Annotated in this window: 33 protein-coding genes; 13 read left to right on the forward strand and 20 right to left on the reverse strand. The window is 64.7% G+C overall.

Going from position 1 to position 20808, the window contains the following annotated elements; translation table 11 throughout:
• Positions 1 to 8: 8 nt before the first annotated feature.
• The 8 genes from ACWH43_RS15385 to ACWH43_RS15420 all read right to left on the reverse strand — a co-directional run bounded on the left by ACWH43_RS15385 (position 9) and on the right by ACWH43_RS15420 (position 5917).
• The gene (locus tag ACWH43_RS15385) at positions 9 to 1409 is read right to left on the reverse strand and encodes a phage portal protein (RefSeq protein WP_260348058.1); all 1401 of its coding nucleotides are present in this window, start codon (positions 1407 to 1409) and stop codon (positions 9 to 11) included.
• Positions 1409 to 3250 carry a terminase large subunit gene (locus tag ACWH43_RS15390; protein ID WP_260347954.1) on the reverse strand — a complete coding sequence of 614 codons (1842 nt, stop codon included), beginning with the start codon at positions 3248 to 3250 and terminating at the stop codon, positions 1409 to 1411. Before ACWH43_RS15390 ends, ACWH43_RS15385 begins: the two co-directional genes overlap by 1 nt.
• Entirely contained in the window at positions 3165 to 3563 is a 399-nt protein-coding gene (locus tag ACWH43_RS15395; RefSeq protein ID WP_260347955.1) for a hypothetical protein, read from the reverse strand. The genes ACWH43_RS15390 and ACWH43_RS15395 overlap by 86 nt, the downstream gene beginning before the upstream one ends.
• Positions 3564 to 4648: 1085 nt before the next feature.
• Positions 4649 to 4870, reverse strand: a complete 222-nt coding sequence (locus ACWH43_RS15400; RefSeq protein ID WP_260347956.1) for a hypothetical protein — start codon at positions 4868 to 4870, stop codon at positions 4649 to 4651.
• On the reverse strand, positions 4867 to 5109 hold the full coding sequence (locus tag ACWH43_RS15405) for a hypothetical protein (RefSeq protein ID WP_260347957.1): 243 nt from the start codon (positions 5107 to 5109) through the stop codon (positions 4867 to 4869). The genes ACWH43_RS15400 and ACWH43_RS15405 overlap by 4 nt, the downstream gene beginning before the upstream one ends.
• A complete protein-coding gene (locus ACWH43_RS15410) occupies positions 5096 to 5332 on the reverse strand; it encodes a hypothetical protein (RefSeq protein ID WP_260347958.1) in 237 nt (78 codons plus the stop codon). The genes ACWH43_RS15405 and ACWH43_RS15410 overlap by 14 nt, the downstream gene beginning before the upstream one ends.
• Complete coding sequence (locus ACWH43_RS15415; protein ID WP_260347959.1) at positions 5329 to 5556, reverse strand: hypothetical protein; 228 nt, start codon at positions 5554 to 5556, stop codon at positions 5329 to 5331. Before ACWH43_RS15415 ends, ACWH43_RS15410 begins: the two co-directional genes overlap by 4 nt.
• 85 nt (positions 5557 to 5641) lie before the next feature.
• Positions 5642 to 5917 carry an HU family DNA-binding protein gene (locus ACWH43_RS15420; RefSeq protein WP_260347960.1) on the reverse strand — a complete coding sequence of 92 codons (276 nt, stop codon included), beginning with the start codon at positions 5915 to 5917 and terminating at the stop codon, positions 5642 to 5644.
• Between the two features lie 463 nt (positions 5918 to 6380).
• On the opposite strand from ACWH43_RS15420, the gene ACWH43_RS15425 reads away from it, so the two are divergent.
• The 13 genes from ACWH43_RS15425 to ACWH43_RS15485 all read left to right on the forward strand — a co-directional run bounded on the left by ACWH43_RS15425 (position 6381) and on the right by ACWH43_RS15485 (position 11898).
• A complete protein-coding gene (locus ACWH43_RS15425; protein ID WP_260347961.1) occupies positions 6381 to 6677 on the forward strand; it encodes a hypothetical protein in 297 nt (98 codons plus the stop codon).
• A 281-nt stretch (positions 6678 to 6958) separates the two neighbouring features.
• Positions 6959 to 7174: a hypothetical protein gene (locus ACWH43_RS15430; RefSeq protein WP_260347962.1), complete on the forward strand. Its 216-nt coding sequence runs from the start codon at positions 6959 to 6961 to the stop codon at positions 7172 to 7174.
• A 2-nt stretch (positions 7175 to 7176) separates the two neighbouring features.
• On the forward strand, positions 7177 to 7440 hold the full coding sequence (locus ACWH43_RS15435; protein ID WP_260347963.1) for a hypothetical protein: 264 nt from the start codon (positions 7177 to 7179) through the stop codon (positions 7438 to 7440).
• Entirely contained in the window at positions 7437 to 7700 is a 264-nt protein-coding gene (locus ACWH43_RS15440; RefSeq protein WP_260347964.1) for a hypothetical protein, read from the forward strand. Before ACWH43_RS15435 ends, ACWH43_RS15440 begins: the two co-directional genes overlap by 4 nt.
• Positions 7697 to 7939, forward strand: a complete 243-nt coding sequence (locus ACWH43_RS15445) for a hypothetical protein (protein ID WP_260347965.1) — start codon at positions 7697 to 7699, stop codon at positions 7937 to 7939. Before ACWH43_RS15440 ends, ACWH43_RS15445 begins: the two co-directional genes overlap by 4 nt.
• 100 nt (positions 7940 to 8039) lie before the next feature.
• Positions 8040 to 9044 carry a hypothetical protein gene (locus ACWH43_RS15450; protein WP_260347966.1) on the forward strand — a complete coding sequence of 335 codons (1005 nt, stop codon included), beginning with the start codon at positions 8040 to 8042 and terminating at the stop codon, positions 9042 to 9044.
• A complete protein-coding gene (locus tag ACWH43_RS15455) occupies positions 9041 to 9301 on the forward strand; it encodes a hypothetical protein (RefSeq protein ID WP_260347967.1) in 261 nt (86 codons plus the stop codon). The genes ACWH43_RS15450 and ACWH43_RS15455 overlap by 4 nt, the downstream gene beginning before the upstream one ends.
• A complete protein-coding gene (locus tag ACWH43_RS15460; protein ID WP_260347968.1) occupies positions 9298 to 9495 on the forward strand; it encodes a hypothetical protein in 198 nt (65 codons plus the stop codon). Before ACWH43_RS15455 ends, ACWH43_RS15460 begins: the two co-directional genes overlap by 4 nt.
• Before the next feature lie 159 nt (positions 9496 to 9654).
• Positions 9655 to 10050, forward strand: a complete 396-nt coding sequence (locus ACWH43_RS15465) for a hypothetical protein (protein ID WP_260347969.1) — start codon at positions 9655 to 9657, stop codon at positions 10048 to 10050.
• A complete protein-coding gene (locus tag ACWH43_RS15470; protein ID WP_260347970.1) occupies positions 10043 to 10543 on the forward strand; it encodes a hypothetical protein in 501 nt (166 codons plus the stop codon). The genes ACWH43_RS15465 and ACWH43_RS15470 overlap by 8 nt, the downstream gene beginning before the upstream one ends.
• A gap of 224 nt (positions 10544 to 10767) precedes the next feature.
• The gene (locus ACWH43_RS15475; protein ID WP_260347971.1) at positions 10768 to 10986 is read left to right on the forward strand and encodes a hypothetical protein; all 219 of its coding nucleotides are present in this window, start codon (positions 10768 to 10770) and stop codon (positions 10984 to 10986) included.
• 43 nt (positions 10987 to 11029) lie between these two features.
• Complete coding sequence (locus tag ACWH43_RS15480; protein WP_260347972.1) at positions 11030 to 11323, forward strand: hypothetical protein; 294 nt, start codon at positions 11030 to 11032, stop codon at positions 11321 to 11323.
• An 11-nt stretch (positions 11324 to 11334) separates the two neighbouring features.
• Positions 11335 to 11898 carry a hypothetical protein gene (locus ACWH43_RS15485; RefSeq protein WP_260347973.1) on the forward strand — a complete coding sequence of 188 codons (564 nt, stop codon included), beginning with the start codon at positions 11335 to 11337 and terminating at the stop codon, positions 11896 to 11898.
• Here the strand turns inward: ACWH43_RS15485 and ACWH43_RS15490 are convergent.
• From ACWH43_RS15490 to ACWH43_RS15545, 12 genes are all read right to left on the reverse strand, one after another.
• The gene (locus ACWH43_RS15490; protein ID WP_260347974.1) at positions 11860 to 12720 is read right to left on the reverse strand and encodes a hypothetical protein; all 861 of its coding nucleotides are present in this window, start codon (positions 12718 to 12720) and stop codon (positions 11860 to 11862) included. The genes ACWH43_RS15485 and ACWH43_RS15490 overlap by 39 nt on opposite strands.
• Before the next feature lie 3 nt (positions 12721 to 12723).
• Complete coding sequence (locus ACWH43_RS15495; protein WP_260347975.1) at positions 12724 to 13023, reverse strand: hypothetical protein; 300 nt, start codon at positions 13021 to 13023, stop codon at positions 12724 to 12726.
• Positions 13023 to 14825, reverse strand: a complete 1803-nt coding sequence (dnaB, locus tag ACWH43_RS15500) for a replicative DNA helicase (protein ID WP_260347976.1) — start codon at positions 14823 to 14825, stop codon at positions 13023 to 13025. The genes ACWH43_RS15495 and dnaB overlap by 1 nt, the downstream gene beginning before the upstream one ends.
• On the reverse strand, positions 14825 to 15424 hold the full coding sequence (locus ACWH43_RS15505) for a gamma-glutamylcyclotransferase (protein ID WP_260347977.1): 600 nt from the start codon (positions 15422 to 15424) through the stop codon (positions 14825 to 14827). Before ACWH43_RS15505 ends, dnaB begins: the two co-directional genes overlap by 1 nt.
• Positions 15421 to 15618, reverse strand: coding sequence for a hypothetical protein (locus tag ACWH43_RS15510; RefSeq protein WP_260347978.1), 198 nt, complete (start codon positions 15616 to 15618; stop codon positions 15421 to 15423). Before ACWH43_RS15510 ends, ACWH43_RS15505 begins: the two co-directional genes overlap by 4 nt.
• 217 nt (positions 15619 to 15835) lie before the next feature.
• A complete protein-coding gene (locus tag ACWH43_RS15515; RefSeq protein WP_260347979.1) occupies positions 15836 to 16780 on the reverse strand; it encodes a 5'-3' exonuclease in 945 nt (314 codons plus the stop codon).
• Positions 16777 to 17676 (reverse strand): hypothetical protein, encoded by a 900-nt coding sequence (locus tag ACWH43_RS15520; RefSeq protein ID WP_260347980.1) that lies wholly within the window; start codon positions 17674 to 17676, stop codon positions 16777 to 16779. The genes ACWH43_RS15515 and ACWH43_RS15520 overlap by 4 nt, the downstream gene beginning before the upstream one ends.
• A gap of 250 nt (positions 17677 to 17926) precedes the next feature.
• Entirely contained in the window at positions 17927 to 18730 is an 804-nt protein-coding gene (locus tag ACWH43_RS15525; protein ID WP_260347981.1) for a hypothetical protein, read from the reverse strand.
• Positions 18720 to 18956, reverse strand: coding sequence for a hypothetical protein (locus tag ACWH43_RS15530; RefSeq protein WP_260347982.1), 237 nt, complete (start codon positions 18954 to 18956; stop codon positions 18720 to 18722). The genes ACWH43_RS15525 and ACWH43_RS15530 overlap by 11 nt, the downstream gene beginning before the upstream one ends.
• Positions 18949 to 19524 (reverse strand): hypothetical protein, encoded by a 576-nt coding sequence (locus tag ACWH43_RS15535; protein WP_260347983.1) that lies wholly within the window; start codon positions 19522 to 19524, stop codon positions 18949 to 18951. The genes ACWH43_RS15530 and ACWH43_RS15535 overlap by 8 nt, the downstream gene beginning before the upstream one ends.
• Before the next feature lie 12 nt (positions 19525 to 19536).
• Positions 19537 to 20355 carry a hypothetical protein gene (locus ACWH43_RS15540; protein ID WP_260347984.1) on the reverse strand — a complete coding sequence of 273 codons (819 nt, stop codon included), beginning with the start codon at positions 20353 to 20355 and terminating at the stop codon, positions 19537 to 19539.
• Between the two features lie 23 nt (positions 20356 to 20378).
• Complete coding sequence (locus ACWH43_RS15545) at positions 20379 to 20801, reverse strand: hypothetical protein (protein ID WP_260347985.1); 423 nt, start codon at positions 20799 to 20801, stop codon at positions 20379 to 20381.
• Positions 20802 to 20808: the final 7 nt, after the last annotated feature.

A 20808-nucleotide genomic window follows, 5' to 3' on the forward strand; every position in this document is an offset into this window, starting at 1 on the left:
GTGCCCTTTCAGGAGTTGTCGACGGCGAGGCGCGGGGTGGTGCGCTCGGTTTCGCCGTCATTGTTCGGCTGGCCGTCCGCGGCTTCGGCGACGATCTCGCCGTCTTCGTCGACCAGAGCCATGTTGACGGGGATCAGGCGATGGCGGCCGGCCTTGCCGCCCAGCGGGTTGAGGCCGAGGCGGGCGCGGCCCTCATCGAATTCCATCAGGCCGGTCTGCATGCCGACCTTGATCCGCTCGTTCTGGGCCTTCACGTCGCCGGCGACCATCATCTCGCGGTCGAACTCGGGGAACAGCGTGTCCCACTCGTCTTCAGTGAGGAGCGCGTTGCGGAACTTCTCTTCGATGTTGCAGGCGATCGGCACCAGGCAGTCGTTCGCGTACTGGGCGTCGGCCGCCGCCATGTTGTCGTACTTCACCGACTCGTAGGCGAAGATCTTGTGCGGCGGGGTCTGCATCAGGCCACAGACGCGCATGACCTGCTGGTTGTAGGTCTGCGTCGTGGCTGCCTCCTGCGAGTCAATCGCGATGGCCTTCGCCTTCAGACCAGCTTCCAGCAGAATCGGATCACCGTTGGCGCGCTGCTTGCGGCTGCGCTCCGTGAGCTGCCGCTTCAGGCGCTGGAACGCGGCGTCGGACTGGTCGCTGTTACCGAAAACATGGTCGGTCTCGAAGACCAGCGGCTGCTTGCCGTCGTTGCCGAAGAGGCCGGTCTGGTAGTCGTTGATGGCCCGGAGAAGTTGGAAGGTCGGCGAGCCCAAGATCTGGTTCGACAACCCCATAAGCCCATCCCAGAGACGGCCGCGCAGGTGGATAATGCGGCTCGCCGGCACGATGATGTAGCTGTCGCCGATCTGGGAGCGTTCGAATTCGGTCGCAGCGGCAATCTCGTAGAAGAGCGAGCCGTTCGGGCTGACACGCGGCCGGCAGCGCGCCGGCATGATCGGGATCAGCTCCGTCACCTCGCCGCGGCGCGTGATGCGCGGCAGGATGTAGGCGTTCTGCGCGAGCTCGAGATGAAGCACAACCATGCGCCAGAACTCGACCCAGCCATGGACGCTGTTCGGCTTGCGAGCGAGCAGCTTGGCGAACCAGTGCTCGCGCGGCTCCACCATGCTCCACTGCCGGTTCTCCCGGCGCCACAGCATCATCTCCGTTTTCGAGATGTCGCGGGCCTTCACATCGGCGCACTGGATCGCCAGTGCCATACCGACCGCATCGATGCCGAAGCCGCGGCTAAGGCCACCCAAGCCGAGAAACTCGGACAGGTCATCCCAGCCGACATCGAACATGTCCCAGCCCTCCGAGGAGGAGGCCTGGAGCGGGCCTGCATTCGGCCCGGCGTCGAGGGTGATGCCGCCCTTCCCGCTCATGTCGAGCGAGAATGAGCCGCCAGTGCTGAAATTCATCAAGCTGCTCCGGCCAGGCCACGCTCGAGATACGGGTTGACCTTCTCACGCTCTTTCTCGGAGAGGCCGAGCACGCCGGCCTCATCGTCGATCCGCAGAGCGTTGGCGGTGATCAATGCGTCGATGCCGTCGATCGAGGAGCGCGAGCCGCGCTTTTCCTTCTTCGGCAGGACGTTGTCGTTCGAATCCCAGTAGCCGACGACGTTGCCAGCGCACCAAGCCGTCACCGGGTTCCCGTCGTGCTGGAAGAGCCCAGGATCGGCGACCCGCGCGATGATGTCCTCTGTCGCCGCGGTGAGGTAGCGTGCCGTCTTCTTGACGATGATCGCCTGATACCCGGCTTCTTCGATCTCCGTGGCCATGAGGTTGGCCTGATAGTCGTCGAGCCCCACCGCCACGACATTGTGGCCAGCCAACATCGCGAGGATGTCGCGGAGGATGACCTTGTAGTCGATGAAAGCGCCCGGCGTCAGCGAAAGCGCCTCTTCCCGATGCCAGCGCAGGAAATCGTCAGCGAACCGATCGTCGCGCAGGCGCGGCGCGTTCTCGCAGATCCAGTACAGCGCCGTGGTGTAGACGACGTCCCCGACCTTCACCATGAAGCTGGCTGCGTTCAGATCCTGCCGGCTGGCGAGGTCGATTCCGACATAGAGCGGGAAGCCCTTCAGCAGGTCCAGCTTCAGCTTCGGGTCAGCGCAGCGTTCCCATTCCTCCAGCGAGATCAGGTTGCCCGCGGCGCGCGCCCAGATGTTGAGCCGGGTGCGCAGATACTCGTTGAGCTTCGACTCCGACTTCCGGGCTTCGAAGATTTCCTCCTCGATGCCGACCGGGTTGAGCGCCACCCCATAGAGCGGGTTGAGCTTCTCGATCGTGTGGAGGTCGAATTTCCGGTCCTTGTCGTGCTCGTCGCCGGCATACATGACCGTGAAGAGCCTGGTCGACTTAAGCCGGCCTTCCAGCACCGATACGCAGGTCTTCCAGTCGTCATAGGCCGCCGAGGTGACATCGCGGCCCGCGGTACTGATGCCAAGGTCCAGCGGCGCCTTGCGAGCGCCCTGCGCGGTCTTCAGAACGCCGATGACTTCCTGGTCCTGCGCGTGGAGTTCCTCCTGCAGCAGCAGATGTGGGTTGAGGCCGTCGAGGTTCTTCGCCCGCGAGTGAGCGATCTTGATCGAACCGCCCGTCTTCGAGAACTCGGCGCCGTCGCGTGTATGGTGCGCGCCAATGTCCGCCGCGAGCTCATCGTCCATCTCCAGCGTCTTGCGGATCGCGCTATATGGGATGTTCGCTTGAGCCTCGGAGCCCGCCGAGATCACGGCCTCGGCGCCGACCTCGCCCTCATAGTTCGTGCAGAAGAGCACGACGCCCGTGCTGGTCGTCGTTTTTGCATTCTTGCGGGGGCACCAGATCCGAACTGATCGGACCCATCGCAGCCCTGTCGCCTTCTCGCGGAACGCGAAGATGCCCGCGATCCAGAAGCACTGCACCGGCTCCAGGACGATCGTGCCATCGAACGCCTTGACGTGCGGCAGCATCTCCAGGAAGGCGCAGGCATCTACGAGATGATCGTCGGACCAGACGAACTCGGCCTTCCCGCTCAACGCCATCCCGCGCATCTCCAGGAAGCGCTTGCAGGCCAGAACCTCGAACTTGCAGGCCGGCACGCGGCCCGCGATCACCTCCGAGCAGTACCAGACCGCCATTCCCGGATAATCAGGGAACTCGTCCCCGTCGATCAGGATAGGCTTGAAGACCTTATCGGCGGCCCGACGCGAAACCGACGCGCGAGAACTTATTGCTCGGCGCGCCTGCCGGCGCAGCGATGGGCTTGTCGATGTCATCGAGACGGAGCTCGTTGCGAGCCTTATCGAGCTGCGCGAACCACGAGCCGCGAACCTGCTTGCCCTCGGCCGCCGCCGCGGTGATCGTGTCGAACTGCATAGCGTAGCTCGACAGCGACCGATGCGCGCCGAGCGTCAGCTTGCCGACGTCGAAGAGCGCACGCGCCAAGGCGTCGTACTCCGACTGCGCCTCCACGGTCTTGAGCGGAAACAAGCATTTCGGGATCTCGCGAAAGGCGGGGTGCGCCACGACGTTCTTGTCCGCCGGCGTGATGGTGCTGGGCGCCTCAGCGAGGCGGCGAACTGCTGCCATGGTGCGCCTAGAAATGGTTGTGGCCGCTTGCGGGCGGCCCTGCGTCGTTTGCGCCCCGACGCCTTACAGCGGGCTAGGGTGGCTCCGGGTTTGTCTGGCTACGACGGAGACCGCCTTACTTCCGTCGATTGTCACCGGCCGCTTGGCCCGCCGGTTCCACGCCTTGCGTTCGGGGTTCGGTTATCCTGCCCTTGTGCCAAGAAAGCTGCCGGCATCTGATCCGGCGGGCCTACACCCCTATTGGAACTCGATTATCGCACCAGCGGCCGGGTCTCAGGCTCGTCGCACCACATGCGGATCTGGCTCATCAGGCCGCGGGAGCGAGCGTAGGCCTCAAGGCGCCCTTTCCAGCCGTGGTGCGAAGCGCAGAGATTCCAGACCCCATCCTCGCCACAATGGACCGCGCCGCCGTCGGCCACCGGAACCTTGTGGTCGACCACACCACCGAACCGGAGCCGGCCTATCCTCTGGCACTCGGCGCAGAACGGGTTGTTTCTCCGATACGCCGCTGAGAACCGATCCCACTTCGCGTCGTAGCCTCGCTCTCGGGGCGATGTCCGCGGCGCCGGCTTGACTGCGATCTGGCGCGGCTGGCGGCGATGGGCTCGGAAGAACTGCGGCAAGGCCCGAATCGCTCTGTGGCGCACCTCTCGGCTTGCCGGATGTGATGCATTTTCTGCGGCAAAAGCTCAAAGAGATTCATTTGCCATATGGCATTATGATTTCATTTCTATGCCACTCTGCGACGAACGCGCTTCCATGGTCGGGACGGTTTCGGCATCCATAAATTGCTGATCTGCAGGTTTGATGGGTCTCCGTCGCGAAATCTCAGCGGGCGCTTCGGCCATCTCCCCCGCACGATTAGCCACGCGAGACGGTTCGCGAGATACGGCCGGCTGAAGATCACGATGCGACGAACACCGAGATCGTCGACATGCCCGGCTTCGTCACCGGCATGCATCTCGTTCCACTTCTCGGTGCGGCGGTCGCCATCATGCGCCAGCGCCCTCGACCGCCAGGTGAAGCGGCCGGTCAATGGCTCGTAGTCGAGAAGTGCGCGCGCCACTGCCGCAGTCAGCAGTGGCTCATTTCGAACCCGCAAGCCCCTGCTCCCATGAGGCAATGATCTTCGCTGCGACATCGGAAGGCGGAAGGCTTAGATAGGTCTGCCTGCCGGCAAGCAGCGCCTCTGCATCAGAGATCAGATCCCACCAAGCGTGTTGCGGCCCGATAGCGGCGGCGCGCTGGCGCGCCAGCGGCAGCAATTCGGTCAGCAGCTCGCGCTGGGAGCCCGTCATCTCTTTCACGGCTTTTCCTCCAAGGCGACGTCGATCATGGCGCGCCAAACATCGGCCGGGTCCATTTCTAGATAATAGCTAGACTTGTCGGCCCAGCGCTCCGCTGCCTCACCCATCCCCCCCGTTGGCTCGCGCATTGCGGCGATAGCGGCGCGGGCATGAGGGATGTGCGTCTCCCAAACGTCGTCAACGTCTTCGCCGTACTCCATGGCGGCCAGCGCCCGCGCGACGCGCTCAATCATCGTCATTCGGCGATCCTCCACGGATAACGGCGAGTAGGTTCGACACCGCGTCCTCGGGCGTCCTGCCCTCGCCAACAAAGCGCCCGCCCGTTTCGGCGACGTGGACAGCGCTGTTCCGCGAGCCCATGTGGGCGGCCCAGCCGTCGCAATAGCTCAGCAAGGCGAACTCATCGTCGCCATAGAACTCGGCGCGGCAAGCGTCTATGAGCGCTCGGAGGTCCATCGTCATCGTGCGCTCGCCTTTACGGCCCATTCCTCGGCCTCCTCCTGGCTCAAGAAGAAGCCATAGCAAATGAGATTGTTGGGCCATTTGCCATAGACAGCGAAACGATATCTCGGCGGGCCCGAGAACGGCACCACTTCCTTTCGGACCCGATAATCATGCCCACTGAACGCAACAACCGTACCGTAAACAACAAAAAAGAGCGTCAAGACGATAGCAACGACAGTCATGGCTCGATCTCCGCGCCAGCAATCCGCGTGGATGGCCAGCACCTCAATCGGTACTGGCCACTACTCTCCCAGCGATTCCCGCCGATCAGGCGATGGCGTCGGACAGTGGTTTCGACGCCTTGAACTTGGCGACGTTGCGCGCCGCGATCTGGATCTTCTCGCCGGTGTGGAGATTGCGGCCCTCGCGCGCCTCGCGCCTGCCGACGGTCAGCTTGCCGACGCCGGGTAGCGTGATCTCGCCGCCACGCTTCAGTTCGGTCGTCACGACGACGCCCAGCGCATCGAGAAACTTCTCGGCAGCGCCCTTCGTCGAGCCAGCCTGATCGGCGACAGCGGAAATGAGTTCGTTCTTCGTGGTCATGCTCTCGGTCTCCATGAGTGGCCCGCACAATCGCGGCTTTGAGCCCGGAGACCGTGCTGCAAGTAATCGTGAAAGTAAAGAGGCCGGCCCCACCTGGGCGAAAACGGCCTCCGTTTCTGTACTGGCCGGCTCAGCCGCAACGAATTCCGGGCGGGCCCCTGTTGCGAGGCGCTGGGTGGCGATCAAAGTAATTGTCAGAATATTTTTGCGCTGGCGGGCGGCAACTTTGACTACCCCGGTCGGTCCCGTAGTCTTCGCGCCATTTCTTAACGCGGCACCCCTACCCGGTCTGCTTTGGCACGCCCCTTGCGTCATGCGGGCGCGTTCTGATCTGCGGTCGAGACTTGCGAATTATTTTCACTTTTCTTCGTTTCCTCTGTTGACATCCGCATTCGCCGCTCTCATTCTCGTATCGCCATCACGACACGGGCCGATTGTGGCCGCCTTCAAGGGAATGCCGATCATGACTGTCCCCACCGTTGCCGATTTCACGAGCTGCGCCTTCTCGCATCAGGTTGTTGGGTATGAGGCTGCAGATGCCGGAGAGGTGCGGCGCTTCCATCTGCTCTTCGCGTACATTGGGCAGCGCGGCACGGTTGCCAGCGGTGACCAAGTCGTGATGGCCCGCGACCTTGGGCAAGCGGCGGTTCGTATTGCTCGAGAGCGTGGCGTGTCGCAGCTCTTCGTCCGCAAGCGGTTCTTCAGCGGGCGGCCCGCCTCCGAGGCTGAGCAGGTGAACGTGGTTTTTGATATCGCCTGACGCTTCCGCCTTGCCCGGCGCGCGTCGGGCAATGGGAAGCGCCATCGCTTCGAACCTGGCCGATCGTGGCCGCCACCTATGGGAATAGGATCATGAGCAAGATTGTTCGGAATGGAGTGTCTCTCTCCGCTGGCGCTGTGCTGAACGGCTGGCCGATGCCGGCGCATACCGTGCTGACGCCGGGCGCAGGCGACTATGCGGAGCGCTCTGAGGGCCGCGACCGTCGGCGTGTGCGCCGGCAAGTTCGCGCCGCCAAGTCCTCTTGGCTGGAGGGCTGAGCGGTGGCTGACCTCTTCCATGCCCATATCGCCGCCGCCCATTTCTGGCTGTGGTGCTTCAAGGAGCCCATGGGTAGCAACCGCGCCGATTACATGCAGCGGTGCATAGCCAGCATCCGCGAGGCTCTGGCGGTGGCTAACCGCATGCACGACCGCCAGCGCGCTGGCCTGTGCCTGCGCATCCTGAACTGGTTGCGCGCTGCTGAGCGGGAGGCGTGAGGATGACCGCGACCACACAACTGCGGCGGTGTCCGTTCTGCAAATCGGAAACCGGTCATCTGCTGGAAGATCGGCAGGAACGGCGACTTTACGAATGCCGCGCGTGCTTCGCCGTCGAAGTCATCACCAAGGGCAAAACTGGCTGGTGGTATCACGGATGGGAGCACCCTGACGGCCGCCGAGTGAACGGCGACGGCCAGCGAGAGACGCGCCCGGCGCATATGGCCTTCGGCTGGTGGGACCGTGCCAGCGAGGCGCGGCAATGAGCAAGCCCGATCTCACCTACTCCGAAGAAGGCCTATTCGTCGCCTTCTATGCGGACACTCAGGCGGGTGAAGAAGCTTGCCGGGAACTGGCGAAGCATAGCGAAGGAACGTGCAAGTTCCTCGCACCGCAGCGGGCCGAGATCGTGGCGCAGCTCCGCGCCGCTGGCTACCGGGTCGCGAAAGCCAAACCGCACAAGCCGCTGGCGCCGGGCGAGCTAGAGGCGCTGCTAGAGGCGCTGGAAGGGGATTTGAGCCGATGAGCGTGGACCTCCCCAACTACTCCGGCGAGAAGTTCGTCTCGCTCTTCGTTACCGAGCACGGCGAGACCAGCGAAGGGATTGTTCCGCCACCGCAGGGCGTCCCTGCAACCCTGTTCAGCGTGCGCGCCCGCACCACAGACGGCCCGGCTTATGTCCTGACGGACCACGGGACGCGGCACGATGCTGATGCGGCGGCGAAGCTGCTTAGTGGCCTTACCGGGCTCCCGGTCGAGACCTGATCCCCACAGCGCGGACGCCAGCCGCCCGCGCCTCTCACCCTCATCACCAACCGTAACGCGCTCGCCTTGGGCTGGAGCGCGAACCCTGGAGCTATGTCCGATGACGATTGCCACCTTCGAAAACGACGCGCTCGCGGTCACTGCCGGTTCTTTCTCGCTGGCGCTGACCGTCAAGCAAATCGAACGGACTTGGGACGCCCTCTCCCATTTCCCCGACCGACGCGCCCGGATCGAGCTGCACGACCTCGCTGTGAGGCTGAACGGCTTCGCCGGTCATGTCGCAGCCATCGTCGCCAAGGGCGGCGCGCTGGACCAGCCGGCAGAGCTGGAACGCTTCGCCTCCCGCCATGTGTCGCTGACGCTCCGGGCATGGGCGATGGATTCCCGCTGCATGTCGTGGTTTGTCGTCGGCCCGGCGCGCTTCCCTGTCGACAGAAATCGGAAGCGGATGGAATGGGCGGAGAATGCCTTCCGCGTCGTCGGTGATCACGCAAAGGCGGCTCGCGCCGCTGTCGAGCGCATCGCCTTCCCGCACGGTGCGCCCGGCGGTCCGATCCGCGCCAGCAACCCTGACGCGCCGGCCCTGATCCGCGCGGAGATCGAGAAGCACAAGGCGGTGCATGCTCAAATGAAGGCGGCGAACGCCGTTATCCGGGCAACGAAGGGGCAGGAGCCGGAAGCCCGCGTGCAAGCGCTGGTTGACGCCACAGGCTGGCGGGAGACCACAGCGCGGACGTGCATCTACCCGGCGCAATCCTGGATGGGGCAAGGTTTCGCAGCCTACCAGCTTTCCGGGCAACTGGCCGAAATCAAGCGGCTGGAAATCCGGCTCGCCAACATCGAGCGGAACCGCGAGCGCGGCACGGTCGAGCGCACCCACAACACCACGGCTGGCGCGCTCCGCGTGGTCGAGAATGGCGAAGCGGCCCGCATTCAACTGTTTTTTGATGGGAAGCCAGCGGCCAGCACGCGCGACTTGCTGAAGCGCGAGGGCTTTCGTTGGGCGCCGTCCGAGGGCGCATGGCAGAGGCACCTGAACAATGGGGGCCGCCACGCTGTCTCCCGTGTCGTATCCGCCTTGCAGGTCGAGGAGGTGCTCTCATGACCGCGCCCGCCCTCACCCCTGCCGCCGCCTATTCGATCGTTCCGGCCCGCTACGCCAAGGGCAAGATGGTGATCGTTCCGACGCGTGACGGTTCCGGCTTCAAGGGCCGCGCCGCGCGCCTGGCTGGCACCTTCGGGAGATGGGTGAACCGCTCTGGCGGGTACACGGTCAGCGAAGCCGGCGCGCGTCGGTTCGAGCGTCTCTATACCGAAGGCTGGGACGCCTCGATATTCGGGGATCTGGAGGCGCCGCGATGAGAGCGCCCCGAACCATCTCCCGCACCTACCTGCGAACCTATTCCGACAACGGCCAGCGCAAGCTCTATGTCGAGTGGTCGGACGGGTCGCGGACTGAATGCGATGCCGAGAAGGCGTGCTCCAGCTCGCACATGCAGGCGCTGCTTGCTCATGCGCGGAGCATCGGCCTGCCGCTGGAACGGGAGCGCTGGTGATGACCGGCCGCCCCTACATCCCGCACGCCGGCGCGCCCCGCGATTCCGCGCTTTCCGTCATCCGTGGCGCCGTTCTCGGCTCCGCCTGTCTCGCGAGCCTGGCAGCCTTCGGCGCCGGCTTCCCTGCTCTTCTATTCGTCATTCTCGGAGGTTGAACCGATGACAACGTCTGTCGAAACGACGAAATTGCACGCGCCATGGACCGTTCACGTGGAACCGAATCCCGCCGAGCCGATACTGATCGGGTTCCGCATCCGTGACGCTCGCGGGGTTGTCGTCGCTGAGATATTCAATCGGCCCTATCCCGTGATCGTTGACCGGGCGCACGCCGATACTTTGGCCGCGGCGCCCGACCTGCTCGCCTCTCTCCGCGCCATCCTGCCCTATGCCGAGAGCCGGGCAGAGGACATGATCGAGATCGCCGAGGAGGCCGAGGCAGAAAGCAGCGCGACGGCCGCCGACGCTCGCGAGGACGCCAACAAGGCCGTCGCTGCCGTGGACGCCGCGAAGGCGCTGCTCGCTAGCCTGGACGCGGAGGGCGGCGCCCGTGGGTGACCTCTCCTATCTCCCGACCGATACCAGCGGCGAGCCGTGCCGCTTCCTGAACCACTACCGCTGCGACGCATGCGACGAGGAATGGTCAGACCGCTGGTCGTGCGCATGCGATGACGACTGTCCGGCCTGCGGAGCGTCGATCAGCCCCTTCGATTCCGACGAGGAAGAAGACGAGGACGCGCCGGGCGCCGATCACGAGCGCAGCAACCGCGATCACGCCGCCTGCGACTGCTGCGGCCGGATCGAACATATCGACCTGCTCGACGCCAAGCCGCCGGCCGGCGGCGTCCCGGAGACCGCGGACTGGAGCCGGCTGGAGTGCATCGCCTGCTACGGGCCAGGCTGGCTGCCGATGGAAGACGGCGCGCTCCGCCGCTCCATCAACAACGACCTGCATGGCCTGTATCTCGGGTTCCGGCTGAAGCGCTGGCTCGGCGAGTGCTGGCGGAGGGCTCGCGGCCTCGCGATCGTTCTGTTGCCCGCCCGTGGATAAATTCCGGCCATGCCTGCACTTTGTGGCCTTCCGCGACGACCGATGGTGGAACGCGGTGCGCGTGTTCGGCAGGCCAGATTTCGTGCATCCTCGCTGGGATCAGCGGGCGCGCCGGGAGATCGCGCAAGGCGACACGATAATTTTTGCGACCGGAGATGAGGCGCAGCCGGTTGCGCGCCACAACGCTCCGGACTTCATTGAGGAAGAGCCACAGGGACCATGACATGCCCGATCCACGCACCGAAGCCGCCATAGAAGCCGCTGCGCGCGCCTTCCACGAAAACGCCCGCGAGAAGCGGCAATTCCACTGGGAGCAGTCCAGCGAAGAATGGCGGCGCGATATCCGCAACTTCGTCCGGCCCATGGTCGAGGCGGCCTTGGAAGCCGCTGACGCGCATCTGGCGGCGTGCATACCGAAGCCGAAACAGGGAGAGCCGCGCTGATGGCTTCCCCTGCCCCGTCCCGCCCGCTTAGATGGAGACCCGATTGCTCTTAGCCGTGGCGCCAGTGTCGAAGCGATATGAATATGACCGGATCACCGGTCAGCAGTTGAAAGCCGCGTTGCGCGACCTGGGCAAAACCTATGGCTGGTTCGCGAAGTTCTATGGCGTGCCGCGCCCGCGCGTTCTGAAATGGGCTGACGACCGCGAGGACATACCGCCAGCGGTCATTGGCTGGCTGGCCATGGCGTCGATGCCTGGTGGTGCCGAGATGGTCGAGCGCGCCATGGGGTCTCGCGTCCATGATCTGCGCAGCGCCGATCCTGAGGATTCAGATTGAAAGGAGACCGCATGAAGCTCCCGACGTCGATGACCGACCGCGCCGCGCTGGTGCTGATCGAAGAAGCCCGCGCCTATGTCGAGAAGCACGTTTCGCGCGGCCGCCATTGGGAAACGGCGCGGGACGAGTTCCTTCATGCGAACGCAGGCCGCTGGATCGCTGAATACGGCAAAGACTGCGCCGACATCGCTGTTCGCGGCGTCAATGCGCTCCGACGCGCCGACATGCTGACGAAGGCCGGCCGGGAGGCTGAAGGAGCGCACTGGCGGTCGCATTGGACCCGCTACATTGAGGAGAACGGCAAGGCGACCTGGTTGAACCGCCTCTGGGTGCGCTGGTTCGCTATGCCGCTCTATGGGCTCGTGGCCGTCGCTGGGCTGGCGATGGTGGCGCCCTCACCTTCCGAGGCGGCGCCGCGCCGTGCCGCTCTGGCTGCCTGCGCAGAAGCCATCACGACGGCCGAGAAGCATCAGCGCGGATGCTGGCGTTTCAACTCGGTCGAGCGGAACACCTACCGCGCCTACGACCGAGCCGATTCACCCCGAGATTGGGAAAAGCCGCGCGACTGGGAGTGAAGCAGAAGGCTTCTTCGGTTCGGCGCCAATCCGGAAATACCTCGCCACTGCATCTACGGCAGCGACGAACAGCACCGGCAGGTCGCGCCGATCGCCGAGGCCCGCTCGCTCCATCGCCATGTAGTTCATGCTCTCATAGATCCGCGCATCCATGATGGCGAAGAGATGATCGCCCATGGCCGCCTTGAGGTGGGATTGAGCCTGGAGCCCCGCTGCCCGGTCCTCAATGGCTGTTGAGAACCCTGAGACATCCACGCCGGGCTCGTACTTCTGCGATGGGTAGAGCCCGCCTTCCGCAGCATGGCGCATTTCGTCGAACTTCTCGCATGCCAGGATGCGGACCTTCGTCGCCTCGCCTCGGTTGCGGAACAAGGCGCTGTGCCGATCAACTCGAGCTCTCTTCGTGCCGCCCATGCTGGCCACGTCATATTCCCGCTGGCCGGCGGCGGTGCGCGGGTCATACTCGATCCCGGCCAGCTTCAGGTTCTTGCCCTTCTCCTTCTCAAGCTTGGCGATGCGCAGCAGGGCACGCTCATGCGGCGTGAGATCCTTGGAGCGTTTGAGGGGCGCCGGCGCGAGACGGTCCTTCACCCGCTGGTCTGATGCCTCCTTCGCCGCGCGCTCGGCGGCCTTCCTCTCCGCAATGCGGGCGGCGGACTTCTCGCGCTCTGCCTTGGCACGAGCGCAACCGCGCTCACATCTGGCGCCGCATGGCGAACCGAACCGATCCGCGCAGCTCGCCAGCATGGCGGCATGGCGATGCTCACGGCGCTCCGCCTTCATTTTTTTTTCGGCGGCGATCTCTTCCTTGGAGCGGCGCATGGCTCAGGCGACCTCCACAGCACGGCGGTTGCGGCCCTGGCCCATGGTCCTGAACACCCTATGGAGCGACGACCGATCAGCGCGGCCAGCATCGAGCGCAGCGCACATGGCACGGCTGGCGGCGAGCAGCGCGCGTTCCTCGCTGGCGAAGAACCGGATCAACCCGTCCTTGTCGCGGACATGGCATGAGCCAGCGCCGGGCGCTGAGTACATGCCGACGAAGCCTCGCCTGTGTTCATCGGCCACGGCCCAGAAGCGATGCGGGATCGGAGCCGGATCGGCTTTAGTTTCTGCCTGGATCATCAGTCTTTCTCCGAGATGGCCCAGACAAAGGGCTCTTCCTTCGATCCGCCGCGACCGATCAGCGATGGGTGCCCGCTTGCCGGCGCGCGCAGATCCTTGACCACCTTCTCCATGAGGCTGGCGGCGGCGCTCTCGCCTCTGTCGGTATCGAGCAGCTCCTCGGCACATTTCTCGCGCCAAAGCAGGTACGGCACGAGCTTGGTGCCTTTCCTGGCCTTGTCGACATGGCCGTCATTCTCAATCGAGCTCGTGATCGTCAGCGTCTTCAGGATGCCGAGCGCGACCGTGGCTTCCTTGATCAGCGTGAGCTTCTTCTGGCGCTCGCGCTTCTCGCGAGATGGTGGTGGAGTATCGTCCGGCAAATCATCATTGAAGCGAGTGAGCAGTGCATCGAACCCGACTGGAATGGTCTCAACCGGACCGTGCCGATTCTTTCCGAGGATGATGTCCGCTCGGCCATGGGCGCGCTCCATGGCTGCGTCCCATTCTACATGCGCCTCAGTTCCTGGCTTTGGCTCGGAGCGCTTGAGGTAATATTCCTCGCGATAGACGAACATCACCACGTCGGCGTCCATCTCAATCGAGCCGGACTCGCGCAGGTCCGAGAGCTTGGGCCGCTTGTCGTCGCGCTTGTCGATGTCGCGCGATATCTGCGAGAGCGCGATGATTGGCGCGTCGATCTCCTTCGCCAGCGCCTTCAAGCCGCCGGTGATCTCCGCGACCTCCTCATGGCGCTTGCTGTCGCGGCGGCGCTCCAAGCCTTTCAGAAGCTGGAGGTAGTCGACCACCAGCAGCTCTACGCCGCGGCTCTTATTAAGCGCCCTCACCCGCATCATGAGCTGTGCGATTGTCAGCGACCCGGTTGCGTCGATCTCGATAGGCAGCGAGCGAAGCGACGACGCGGCATCAGAGAATGCGCCGAATTCGTTCTCGCTGACCCTGCCTTGCCTGAGACGCCAACCGGGGATGCGGGTATGCTCGGCTAGGATGCGCTGCGCGATCTGGTCGCCCGGCATCTCGAGCGAGTTGATCGCGACGACGCCTGTCTTCTCGCCGTTCTGCTGGCGCTCGAGCAGCCCTTGTGAAACTGCGTAAGCGATATTCAATCCGAGGGCCGTCTTACCCATCGATGTGGCGCCGGCGACTATGACCAGGTCGCCCCGATGTAAGCCGCCCAGAACGGCGTCGAGCCGCTGGATGCCCGTAGAGAGGCCAGCCAGCACACCTCCCCGCGAATACGCTCTAGCGGCGATGTCCACCGCGCGCGCCGCGGCCTTGTCGAACCGCTCGAACCCGCTCTGCGAGGTCAGCGGTGGTCGAAGGTCGTTGATCAGCGTCTCGACCCGGTCCAGACGCTTCGTCGCCGCCACAGGCTTGCCGGAGAGGATGTCCGCCATCTCTTCCTCAAAGATGACGTAGATCGAACGCTGGATCGCAGCGTCCTTGACGATCTTGGCGCACTCCATAGCGTTGGCGAGCGCGCTGCTGCCCTTCGGCGCGGCATCGAACAGCCTCATCAGGTATTCAAAGCCGCCCAAGTCCCCGATCTTAATCTCATCGACATAGGGCTTCATGGAGATCGGCGAGACTGCATGGCCTGCCTCGATCAGCCCCGACATCAGGTCGAAGATCGTCGAGTGGACCGGGTCGTAGAAATCCTCTGGCTTGAGATGCTGGCCGGCCTTGGCGAACCAGTCGTTTTCCTTCAGGAAGGCGCCAAGCAGCATTTGCTCGGCGTCGATGTTGTGAGGCAGCTTGCGCTGGTCGAGCGGTGTGCCATCCATCTTCATGACTGCGCCCATCAGGCTGCCCCACCGTCGCGATGGAGCCAACGCATCACCGGTTCGCCTTCGAAGTTCTTGATGAAGACGGCGATCGCGTAGTCCTTGGTGTCGCCCGAGGGCTCGCGCCCCTTGGCGATCGTCTCGCGATAGATGTGCCCGGGCGGCATGCTGGGCCTCGGCGTCAGGAAATAGACGCGGGCGAGCGGGAGCAGCTGCAGCCATGCACCGGCCGCATTCAGCCGACGGGTCGGGAAGACGACGGCCACCTTGCGCTCAGCGAGCCGAACGGCGTGCTCGGTGAACTCCTGGATCCGGTCGAATGGTGGGTTCGTCGCGAAATTGGCGAATTGTCCGCGACTCGCAAGGAAGTCCCTGGTGCCGATCTGATGCTCGTACCCCCGATCGACGATATCGAAAGGACAGATCTCCAGCCCGGCCGCCCGCGCGCCTTCCATCATGTTGCCAAAGCCGCAGCAGGGATCACAGACCTCTCCCTCGAAGCGTTCGACCTGAAAGAGGCGGCGCCCTACCCAGGCGCTTTCCACGTAGTGCTCGTGCTCGTCGCGGTCCCAGATGTGTGAAGCGCGGGCGCGGCGGTTGTCGATGACGTCGGTCATGCCGCGGTCTCCTGAACGAGCCGGATGGCATGCTTGGCGACGAAGACCATACGAGCGCAGGTGCCGGGCGCGTGGAACTTGCGGCAGGTGCAGCCGCTGTCATTCAGCTTTTCGCAAAGGGATCGCGCGATCTGCTCTTCGCGCGGCAGGAAGCGATCTTCCGCGTAGCGCTTCTTGGCGAGGCGTCGGTTCATGCGCGCCTCGCGATGTTCTCATGGACGATGTCCCGAGCACGAGCCAGAGCGTTCGCTGCAGCGGCTTCAGTGCAATGCAGAGCGGTCGCGATAGACCGGGTGTCCCTGCCTCGCTTCCAGAGCGAGAGGACCTGCGCGTAGTAGCCTTCGGACAGAACCTTGCGGAGCGGTTCGATATGCGGGCGCTCTGCGCCTGCATAAGGGATGAGGCGCTGTCTCATGCTGATACCATCTCCATGATCTCATCGGAGAGTTCGGTTATGCCGGGATGCGGCGGGATGGAGCGCGGATCGACCTGCAAGCGCTCAGCGAAGACGCCGGGCCAGTGGATCAGGCCGAGGGCTTTCAAGCCGCCGATGAGGAGGTCTGGATCGGCGCCGCGCAGTTCCAGATCGTCGAGATCGCGGCGGACTGGCACCGCGTCGTCGAGCACAGCAAGACGGCGGCAGAGACGGGCCTGATCGGCGCCAGCGATGATCTTGGCGCGGAGGGCCGGCTTGGTGATCGACGCGGCATTCGCGATCAACGTCTCGAGGTCGCCGTACTCGACGAGAAGCTCTGCGGCGGCCTTGGGGCCCACACCAGGGATACCGGCATATCCGTCAGTCGTATCGCCAACGAGAGCCTGGAAGCATGGGATCGCCGGCGGCATCACGCCGAAGCGATTCAGAACATCATCCTCGCTCACCATGGAGCGCTTCATCGGGTTGTAGACGGCGACGGCGGGGCGCAGAAGCTGCAACAGGTCCTTGTCAATCGAGCAGATGACGGCGCCCATCCCAGCCTCTTCGGCATGGCGCGCGTATGTGGCGATCAGGTCGTCGGCTTCGTAGCCGACCATCTGGACCGAGGCGATGCCGAGCCCCTTCACCAGTTCGCGGCAGAGGCGAAGCTGCGGACGAAGGTCGGGATCGTGGCTGCGGCCAGACTTGTAATCTGGGGCGAGATCATGCCGCCAGTTCTTGCCGCGAGGGTCGAAGATCGCCGCGGCATGCGTCGCGCACTGCGGCCGGCCGACATCAATCAACGCCTTGTAGACCAGATCGAGGAACCGACCGATGGCGAAAGTCGGGAAGCCGTCCTCGCGATACGACCTGTTCGAGGCTGTGGAGTGAAAGGCCCTGTGCGCGAGGCCGTTGGCGTCAAGTAAAAGGAGCGTCACAGCCCGCACCCCGCTTCGCAGACCATGAGCATGCCCTGACCCCGCTCTTCGGCGGTCGACAGGTCGACCTGATCGAGCGGAACCCCGCTGCGATGGATGAAGAGCTCGCCGCGAATCTTGCCGTGCTCGTGCATGGTCCGGATGCGCCGGTCGATCTCGACAGCGACCGCCCATGAGGCCGGATCGTTGTCGCGCATCCAGCGCCATTCCGCGTCTGTCCGGTACGGGCAGAACGTGCAGGCGCTCTTGATAGGGACTGGATAGCCGTTGCGGATCAGCCAGGCTTCACAGTCCTTTCGCGACATACCCCTTTCGAGCAAAGGGAAGCGGTTGACCGACCAATTCTCATATGACGCACCGGCGCGCACCGTCTCGTCCGTGCTGATGCCGATCCAGACCTCGACCTGCGCATCGGGGATGCGCTGCCGTGGCTTGAACCCAAGAAGCCTGCGATGCTCCTTCCGGATCGGCTCGATCTTGTAGTCCTGCGTGCACTGGCGGTTGACCTGACCGAGGCGGTTTTTCGCCGATTTCACGAAGAACGGCGGCCGGGACCAGATCCCGCCGATGCCGGCGGCAGCCCCCTCAACATCAGCCTGCAGGCTGCCAGCGCTGACGCCGTGAACCGGGAACGGCAGGACATTCCCGCTCGCCAGCCATTTGACCTGCTCATAGACGGCCGCCGGCTCGGCACCGGTGTCGGCGAAGATCGCATGATCTGGCATCGGGCCGATCTCGCCATGAGCCGCCATGAGCGCCAGCGTCGTCGACTGCACGCCCGCGCCGAGCGACAGCACGCGTAGCTTCGCGCCCTCGACCGGCCCCCAGGACCAGCCGCCGCGGCGGACACGGGCGCGCGGCGCCTTCGGCGAGGTGAGTTCGAACTGAGCGCTCATGACACCCCCATGGCGCGTTCGATGGCCTCGCGCTTGCAGCGGGACCAGATGCGCCAGTCGGCTCGGCGAGCAACGTCGGGCTGGGCTTTGAACCGGCGGCGGGCAGCGGAGCGGAGCCGCTTCGTCTTCGGGCTGACGAGCCGCCAGTGCTTGGAGCATATCCACTCCATGCCTAAGCGGATCGGATCGTTCTTCCGGTCGCCGCGAGAGCCCGTGCAAAACGGGACGCAGCAGGGGATGCGGGGCGCGCTCATTTCGCCACCTCGATCCGGCAGCCGACGCCCTTGGTATGGATGAAGGTGACGCCGAGTCTGGCGAGTTCCTCGGCCCAGCGTCTGCGGCTCTCGCGGAATGACTCCTCGCCCATGCTGCCGATCTCGGCGAGGACGTTGTCGCCGAAGGTCTCGCCGTTCCGCATGCGCTCCATGATCGCGACGACCGGGCGAGACGTTCCCCAATCGCCTTTCGGGCAGATGACGACGCTGTTGATGACATCGACCGAAACGACTGAGCCTTCGTGCGTCCTGACAACGCCAACGGCGCGACCTGGCCGAGGATCAAGAGGCTTCGACGATGGCCTCTTCGCCTGACCCTTGGTGATCAGGATGGGTTTTGGCGCCTCCTGCGGCGCGCTGGGCTGGGGGGATGGCGCCGCAGGAGGCTCAGCCAAGACGACGCTGGGAGGAGCAACGTCGGCTGGCTGATTGGAATCCGGCGTCCGGTCAGCGGGAAGAGGCGCCGAAGCAACCTCCCCCGCCTCCCGTGACGAATTGCGAGGATCTGCGCCTACGATGTCCGCTTGCGCGGCCCCAGCCTCGGAAGCGTTCCTAGGCGCATCCGATTTTTGCGCACACTGATCCTCGCCTTGTTCACCGGCTCCTTCGCTCTGGACTGCCGGAAAGGAAGCGGGCTGGGGTAATTCTGTGACGGCACCGGGGAGCGTCGCCTCGATCCGCGCGATGAGATCGGTGGCGTTTGCCGCCATGCCGACCAAGCCCTTCAGGATGAGGACGAGATCGCTGCGCATCGCCATGGAAAAGTCGTCAGGGCGCATCGGGCGCGGCTCCTGGGTGCTTGAGATGGTGGGGAGCGTGGCGCCGACAGAACGTCTCTCCGTTCTCGCCCCACCACGGGCCGATGACGTCGCCGCATTCGCAGCACGGCTCGACTTGCGGGCCGGGAGCCGTCTTGTGGTCGCCGCGCGCGGCGGGCCTCTGAGCCTCGCGCATCGCGTCGATCTTCGCCGGATCGTAGGTGTCGAAGGTCGGACCTCTAGCCATGGCGGAGGCGCCCTTCGTCGAAGAGATGCAGGGGCTGGACGGTGCGCCCGTAGACGCACTCAGCCCATGAGAAGATGCCCGCCGCATCGGCCATATTGTCGTCCTTGCAGCCGGCGGGGAGGTAGCCGAGCATCACGCCGCGCGCGATCGTCTGGCGCTTGGTCTCGTCTCGGCTGCCGAAATTCGACCTGCCGAGGTAGTGCTTGCGCCAAGTCGCGGGATAGACCTGCACGACCTGGATGCCGTAGCAGGCTGCGATTCCACGAACCGCGCCCATGATAAGCGGCGGGACCAGCATCGACGCCGCGCTGCGCTGGATATGACGCTCTCGATCGTCGCCGCTGTTGAAATTCGGCATGAGGGCTTCGATCGCGATCAGATCGGGGCGCGTGTCGTCCATGAAGCAAATGTCGCGGACGAAACGCGCCGCGCCGTCGGCCACGAGCCATGTGTCCTCGCTCGGCTTCTTGAGGCGCTGAAGGCCGACGCGCGGAGTGGTGCCCGGCTTACCAAGCGCCCATCCCGAGGCGGTCGCCCCATCAATCGCGAGGATCATGGTCGCGGTCACGACGGTCGCGCCTCAGTGGAAGCCGCCGGAGCCGAGGCCGGAGTCGCCGCGCTTCGTAAACGCCTCCTCCGCGATCTTCTTCGCATAGGCGCGCTTCTGGCTCGGCGTCATGTCCTTCATCGCGGCTTCGGTCTCGGCGGCCTTGCGCTCCGCTTCCTCCTTGGCGCGTTCGGCTTCGGCCTCTTGCAGATGGCGCGGCCGGACATCCTTGCCGTCTTCGAAGTCCCCGGCAGGCTTGGCGGAGGTGGGCGCCGGCGGCCCCTTGCGAGCGGACTTCTTCTCGTCGAGCGGCTTGATGCCAGCAGCGAGACCTTCGACGCCGACGTTCGGCGTGGCGGCCGCGGGAGGCGCCGGCGGCGCGGCGGTGCGCTTGCGAGCCCGGCCCGGATCATCGCCGCGCTCGGCCTCGACATGCTCTCCGGCGTTCGTCTTGTCGAAGACGGAGCCTTCGTCGCTGGCAACGCCCTTTCCCGGCTCGAGCTTCATCGAAAGTTGGATGGGGCGATTGGTGTCCTGCATGAAAAGCTGGACCTGCTCGACCGTCGCCTCGTATTCGCCCGCGCGGCACTTATTCAGGATCGAGCGGATCTGCATCGCAGCCTTGGTGATGCCGAAGACCTCGGTCATCCGCTTCTTCTGAGCGGAGATCGAACCGGACACGCCGGATGCCTCGCTCTTCAGGGCTTCGAGTTCCTGCCAGAGCTCGTCGCGCTTCTCTTTCTCGGCGGGCAGCTTCGCCAGGGCGTTCTGCGCGAGCACGGCGGCCTTGTCGGCAGCGGCGCGTTCCTTCTTGGCAGTTTTGGCTTCAGGCGACATGCGTGGTCGGGCCATGTGCGGCTCCTATGGGTTTCGGTTCAGTGGATTTGGTCGGGAAGGCCGGGCTCGCGGATGCGGCCCTCGCGGATCATCCGGCGATGGATTTCGCGGATGCGATCTGCTCCGCCTGAGGACTGAGCAACGCGCGTCCGAGGCGCGATCCTGATCTCGCGCTTGTCCTCGTCGGGCAGCGCCTGCATGCTGATCCTCGGGAGCGTCAGCGGCCGGTTCGCAGCAGGCTCCGCATAGGCGCGAACCGAAGTCTTTGACTCGGTTCGCTTGGCGTTACGAACGCGCTTCGCAGCCTTCCACGCATCGACCTTGGCTCGCCTGCCGTTGATATCGAGGACGTAGCGAACCGTGTATTCGGATTGACCGACGGCTCGCGCCGCCTCGATTACCGGCATCCCGCTGTCGATCAGGCGACGGGCTTCTTCCTGCCAAGGGCTTGTCTCGCTCATGGAGCGC

This window comes from Allobosea minatitlanensis, from assembly GCF_964020775.1.

Coding starts and splice junctions, on each gene's coding strand:
- ACWH43_RS15385 (WP_260348058.1), bottom strand. CDS start 1,409: ATGAATTTCAGCACTGGCGGCTCATTCTCGCTCGACATGAGCGGGAAG.
- ACWH43_RS15390 (WP_260347954.1), bottom strand. CDS start 3,250: ATGACATCGACAAGCCCATCGCTGCGCCGGCAGGCGCGCCGAGCAATA.
- ACWH43_RS15395 (WP_260347955.1), bottom strand. CDS start 3,563: ATGGCAGCAGTTCGCCGCCTCGCTGAGGCGCCCAGCACCATCACGCCG.
- ACWH43_RS15405 (WP_260347957.1), bottom strand. CDS start 5,109: ATGACGATGATTGAGCGCGTCGCGCGGGCGCTGGCCGCCATGGAGTAC.
- ACWH43_RS15410 (WP_260347958.1), bottom strand. CDS start 5,332: ATGACGATGGACCTCCGAGCGCTCATAGACGCTTGCCGCGCCGAGTTC.
- ACWH43_RS15415 (WP_260347959.1), bottom strand. CDS start 5,556: ATGACTGTCGTTGCTATCGTCTTGACGCTCTTTTTTGTTGTTTACGGT.
- ACWH43_RS15420 (WP_260347960.1), bottom strand. CDS start 5,917: ATGACCACGAAGAACGAACTCATTTCCGCTGTCGCCGATCAGGCTGGC.
- ACWH43_RS15425 (WP_260347961.1), top strand. CDS start 6,381: ATGACTGTCCCCACCGTTGCCGATTTCACGAGCTGCGCCTTCTCGCAT.
- ACWH43_RS15435 (WP_260347963.1), top strand. CDS start 7,177: ATGACCGCGACCACACAACTGCGGCGGTGTCCGTTCTGCAAATCGGAA.
- ACWH43_RS15440 (WP_260347964.1), top strand. CDS start 7,437: ATGAGCAAGCCCGATCTCACCTACTCCGAAGAAGGCCTATTCGTCGCC.
- ACWH43_RS15445 (WP_260347965.1), top strand. CDS start 7,697: ATGAGCGTGGACCTCCCCAACTACTCCGGCGAGAAGTTCGTCTCGCTC.
- ACWH43_RS15450 (WP_260347966.1), top strand. CDS start 8,040: ATGACGATTGCCACCTTCGAAAACGACGCGCTCGCGGTCACTGCCGGT.
- ACWH43_RS15455 (WP_260347967.1), top strand. CDS start 9,041: ATGACCGCGCCCGCCCTCACCCCTGCCGCCGCCTATTCGATCGTTCCG.
- ACWH43_RS15460 (WP_260347968.1), top strand. CDS start 9,298: ATGAGAGCGCCCCGAACCATCTCCCGCACCTACCTGCGAACCTATTCC.
- ACWH43_RS15465 (WP_260347969.1), top strand. CDS start 9,655: ATGACAACGTCTGTCGAAACGACGAAATTGCACGCGCCATGGACCGTT.
- ACWH43_RS15475 (WP_260347971.1), top strand. CDS start 10,768: ATGCCCGATCCACGCACCGAAGCCGCCATAGAAGCCGCTGCGCGCGCC.
- ACWH43_RS15485 (WP_260347973.1), top strand. CDS start 11,335: ATGAAGCTCCCGACGTCGATGACCGACCGCGCCGCGCTGGTGCTGATC.
- ACWH43_RS15490 (WP_260347974.1), bottom strand. CDS start 12,720: ATGCGCCGCTCCAAGGAAGAGATCGCCGCCGAAAAAAAAATGAAGGCG.
- ACWH43_RS15495 (WP_260347975.1), bottom strand. CDS start 13,023: ATGATCCAGGCAGAAACTAAAGCCGATCCGGCTCCGATCCCGCATCGC.
- dnaB (WP_260347976.1), bottom strand. CDS start 14,825: ATGGGCGCAGTCATGAAGATGGATGGCACACCGCTCGACCAGCGCAAG.
- ACWH43_RS15505 (WP_260347977.1), bottom strand. CDS start 15,424: ATGACCGACGTCATCGACAACCGCCGCGCCCGCGCTTCACACATCTGG.
- ACWH43_RS15510 (WP_260347978.1), bottom strand. CDS start 15,618: ATGAACCGACGCCTCGCCAAGAAGCGCTACGCGGAAGATCGCTTCCTG.
- ACWH43_RS15520 (WP_260347980.1), bottom strand. CDS start 17,676: ATGAGCGCTCAGTTCGAACTCACCTCGCCGAAGGCGCCGCGCGCCCGT.
- ACWH43_RS15525 (WP_260347981.1), bottom strand. CDS start 18,730: ATGCGCCCTGACGACTTTTCCATGGCGATGCGCAGCGATCTCGTCCTC.
- ACWH43_RS15530 (WP_260347982.1), bottom strand. CDS start 18,956: ATGGCTAGAGGTCCGACCTTCGACACCTACGATCCGGCGAAGATCGAC.
- ACWH43_RS15540 (WP_260347984.1), bottom strand. CDS start 20,355: ATGGCCCGACCACGCATGTCGCCTGAAGCCAAAACTGCCAAGAAGGAA.
- ACWH43_RS15545 (WP_260347985.1), bottom strand. CDS start 20,801: ATGAGCGAGACAAGCCCTTGGCAGGAAGAAGCCCGTCGCCTGATCGAC.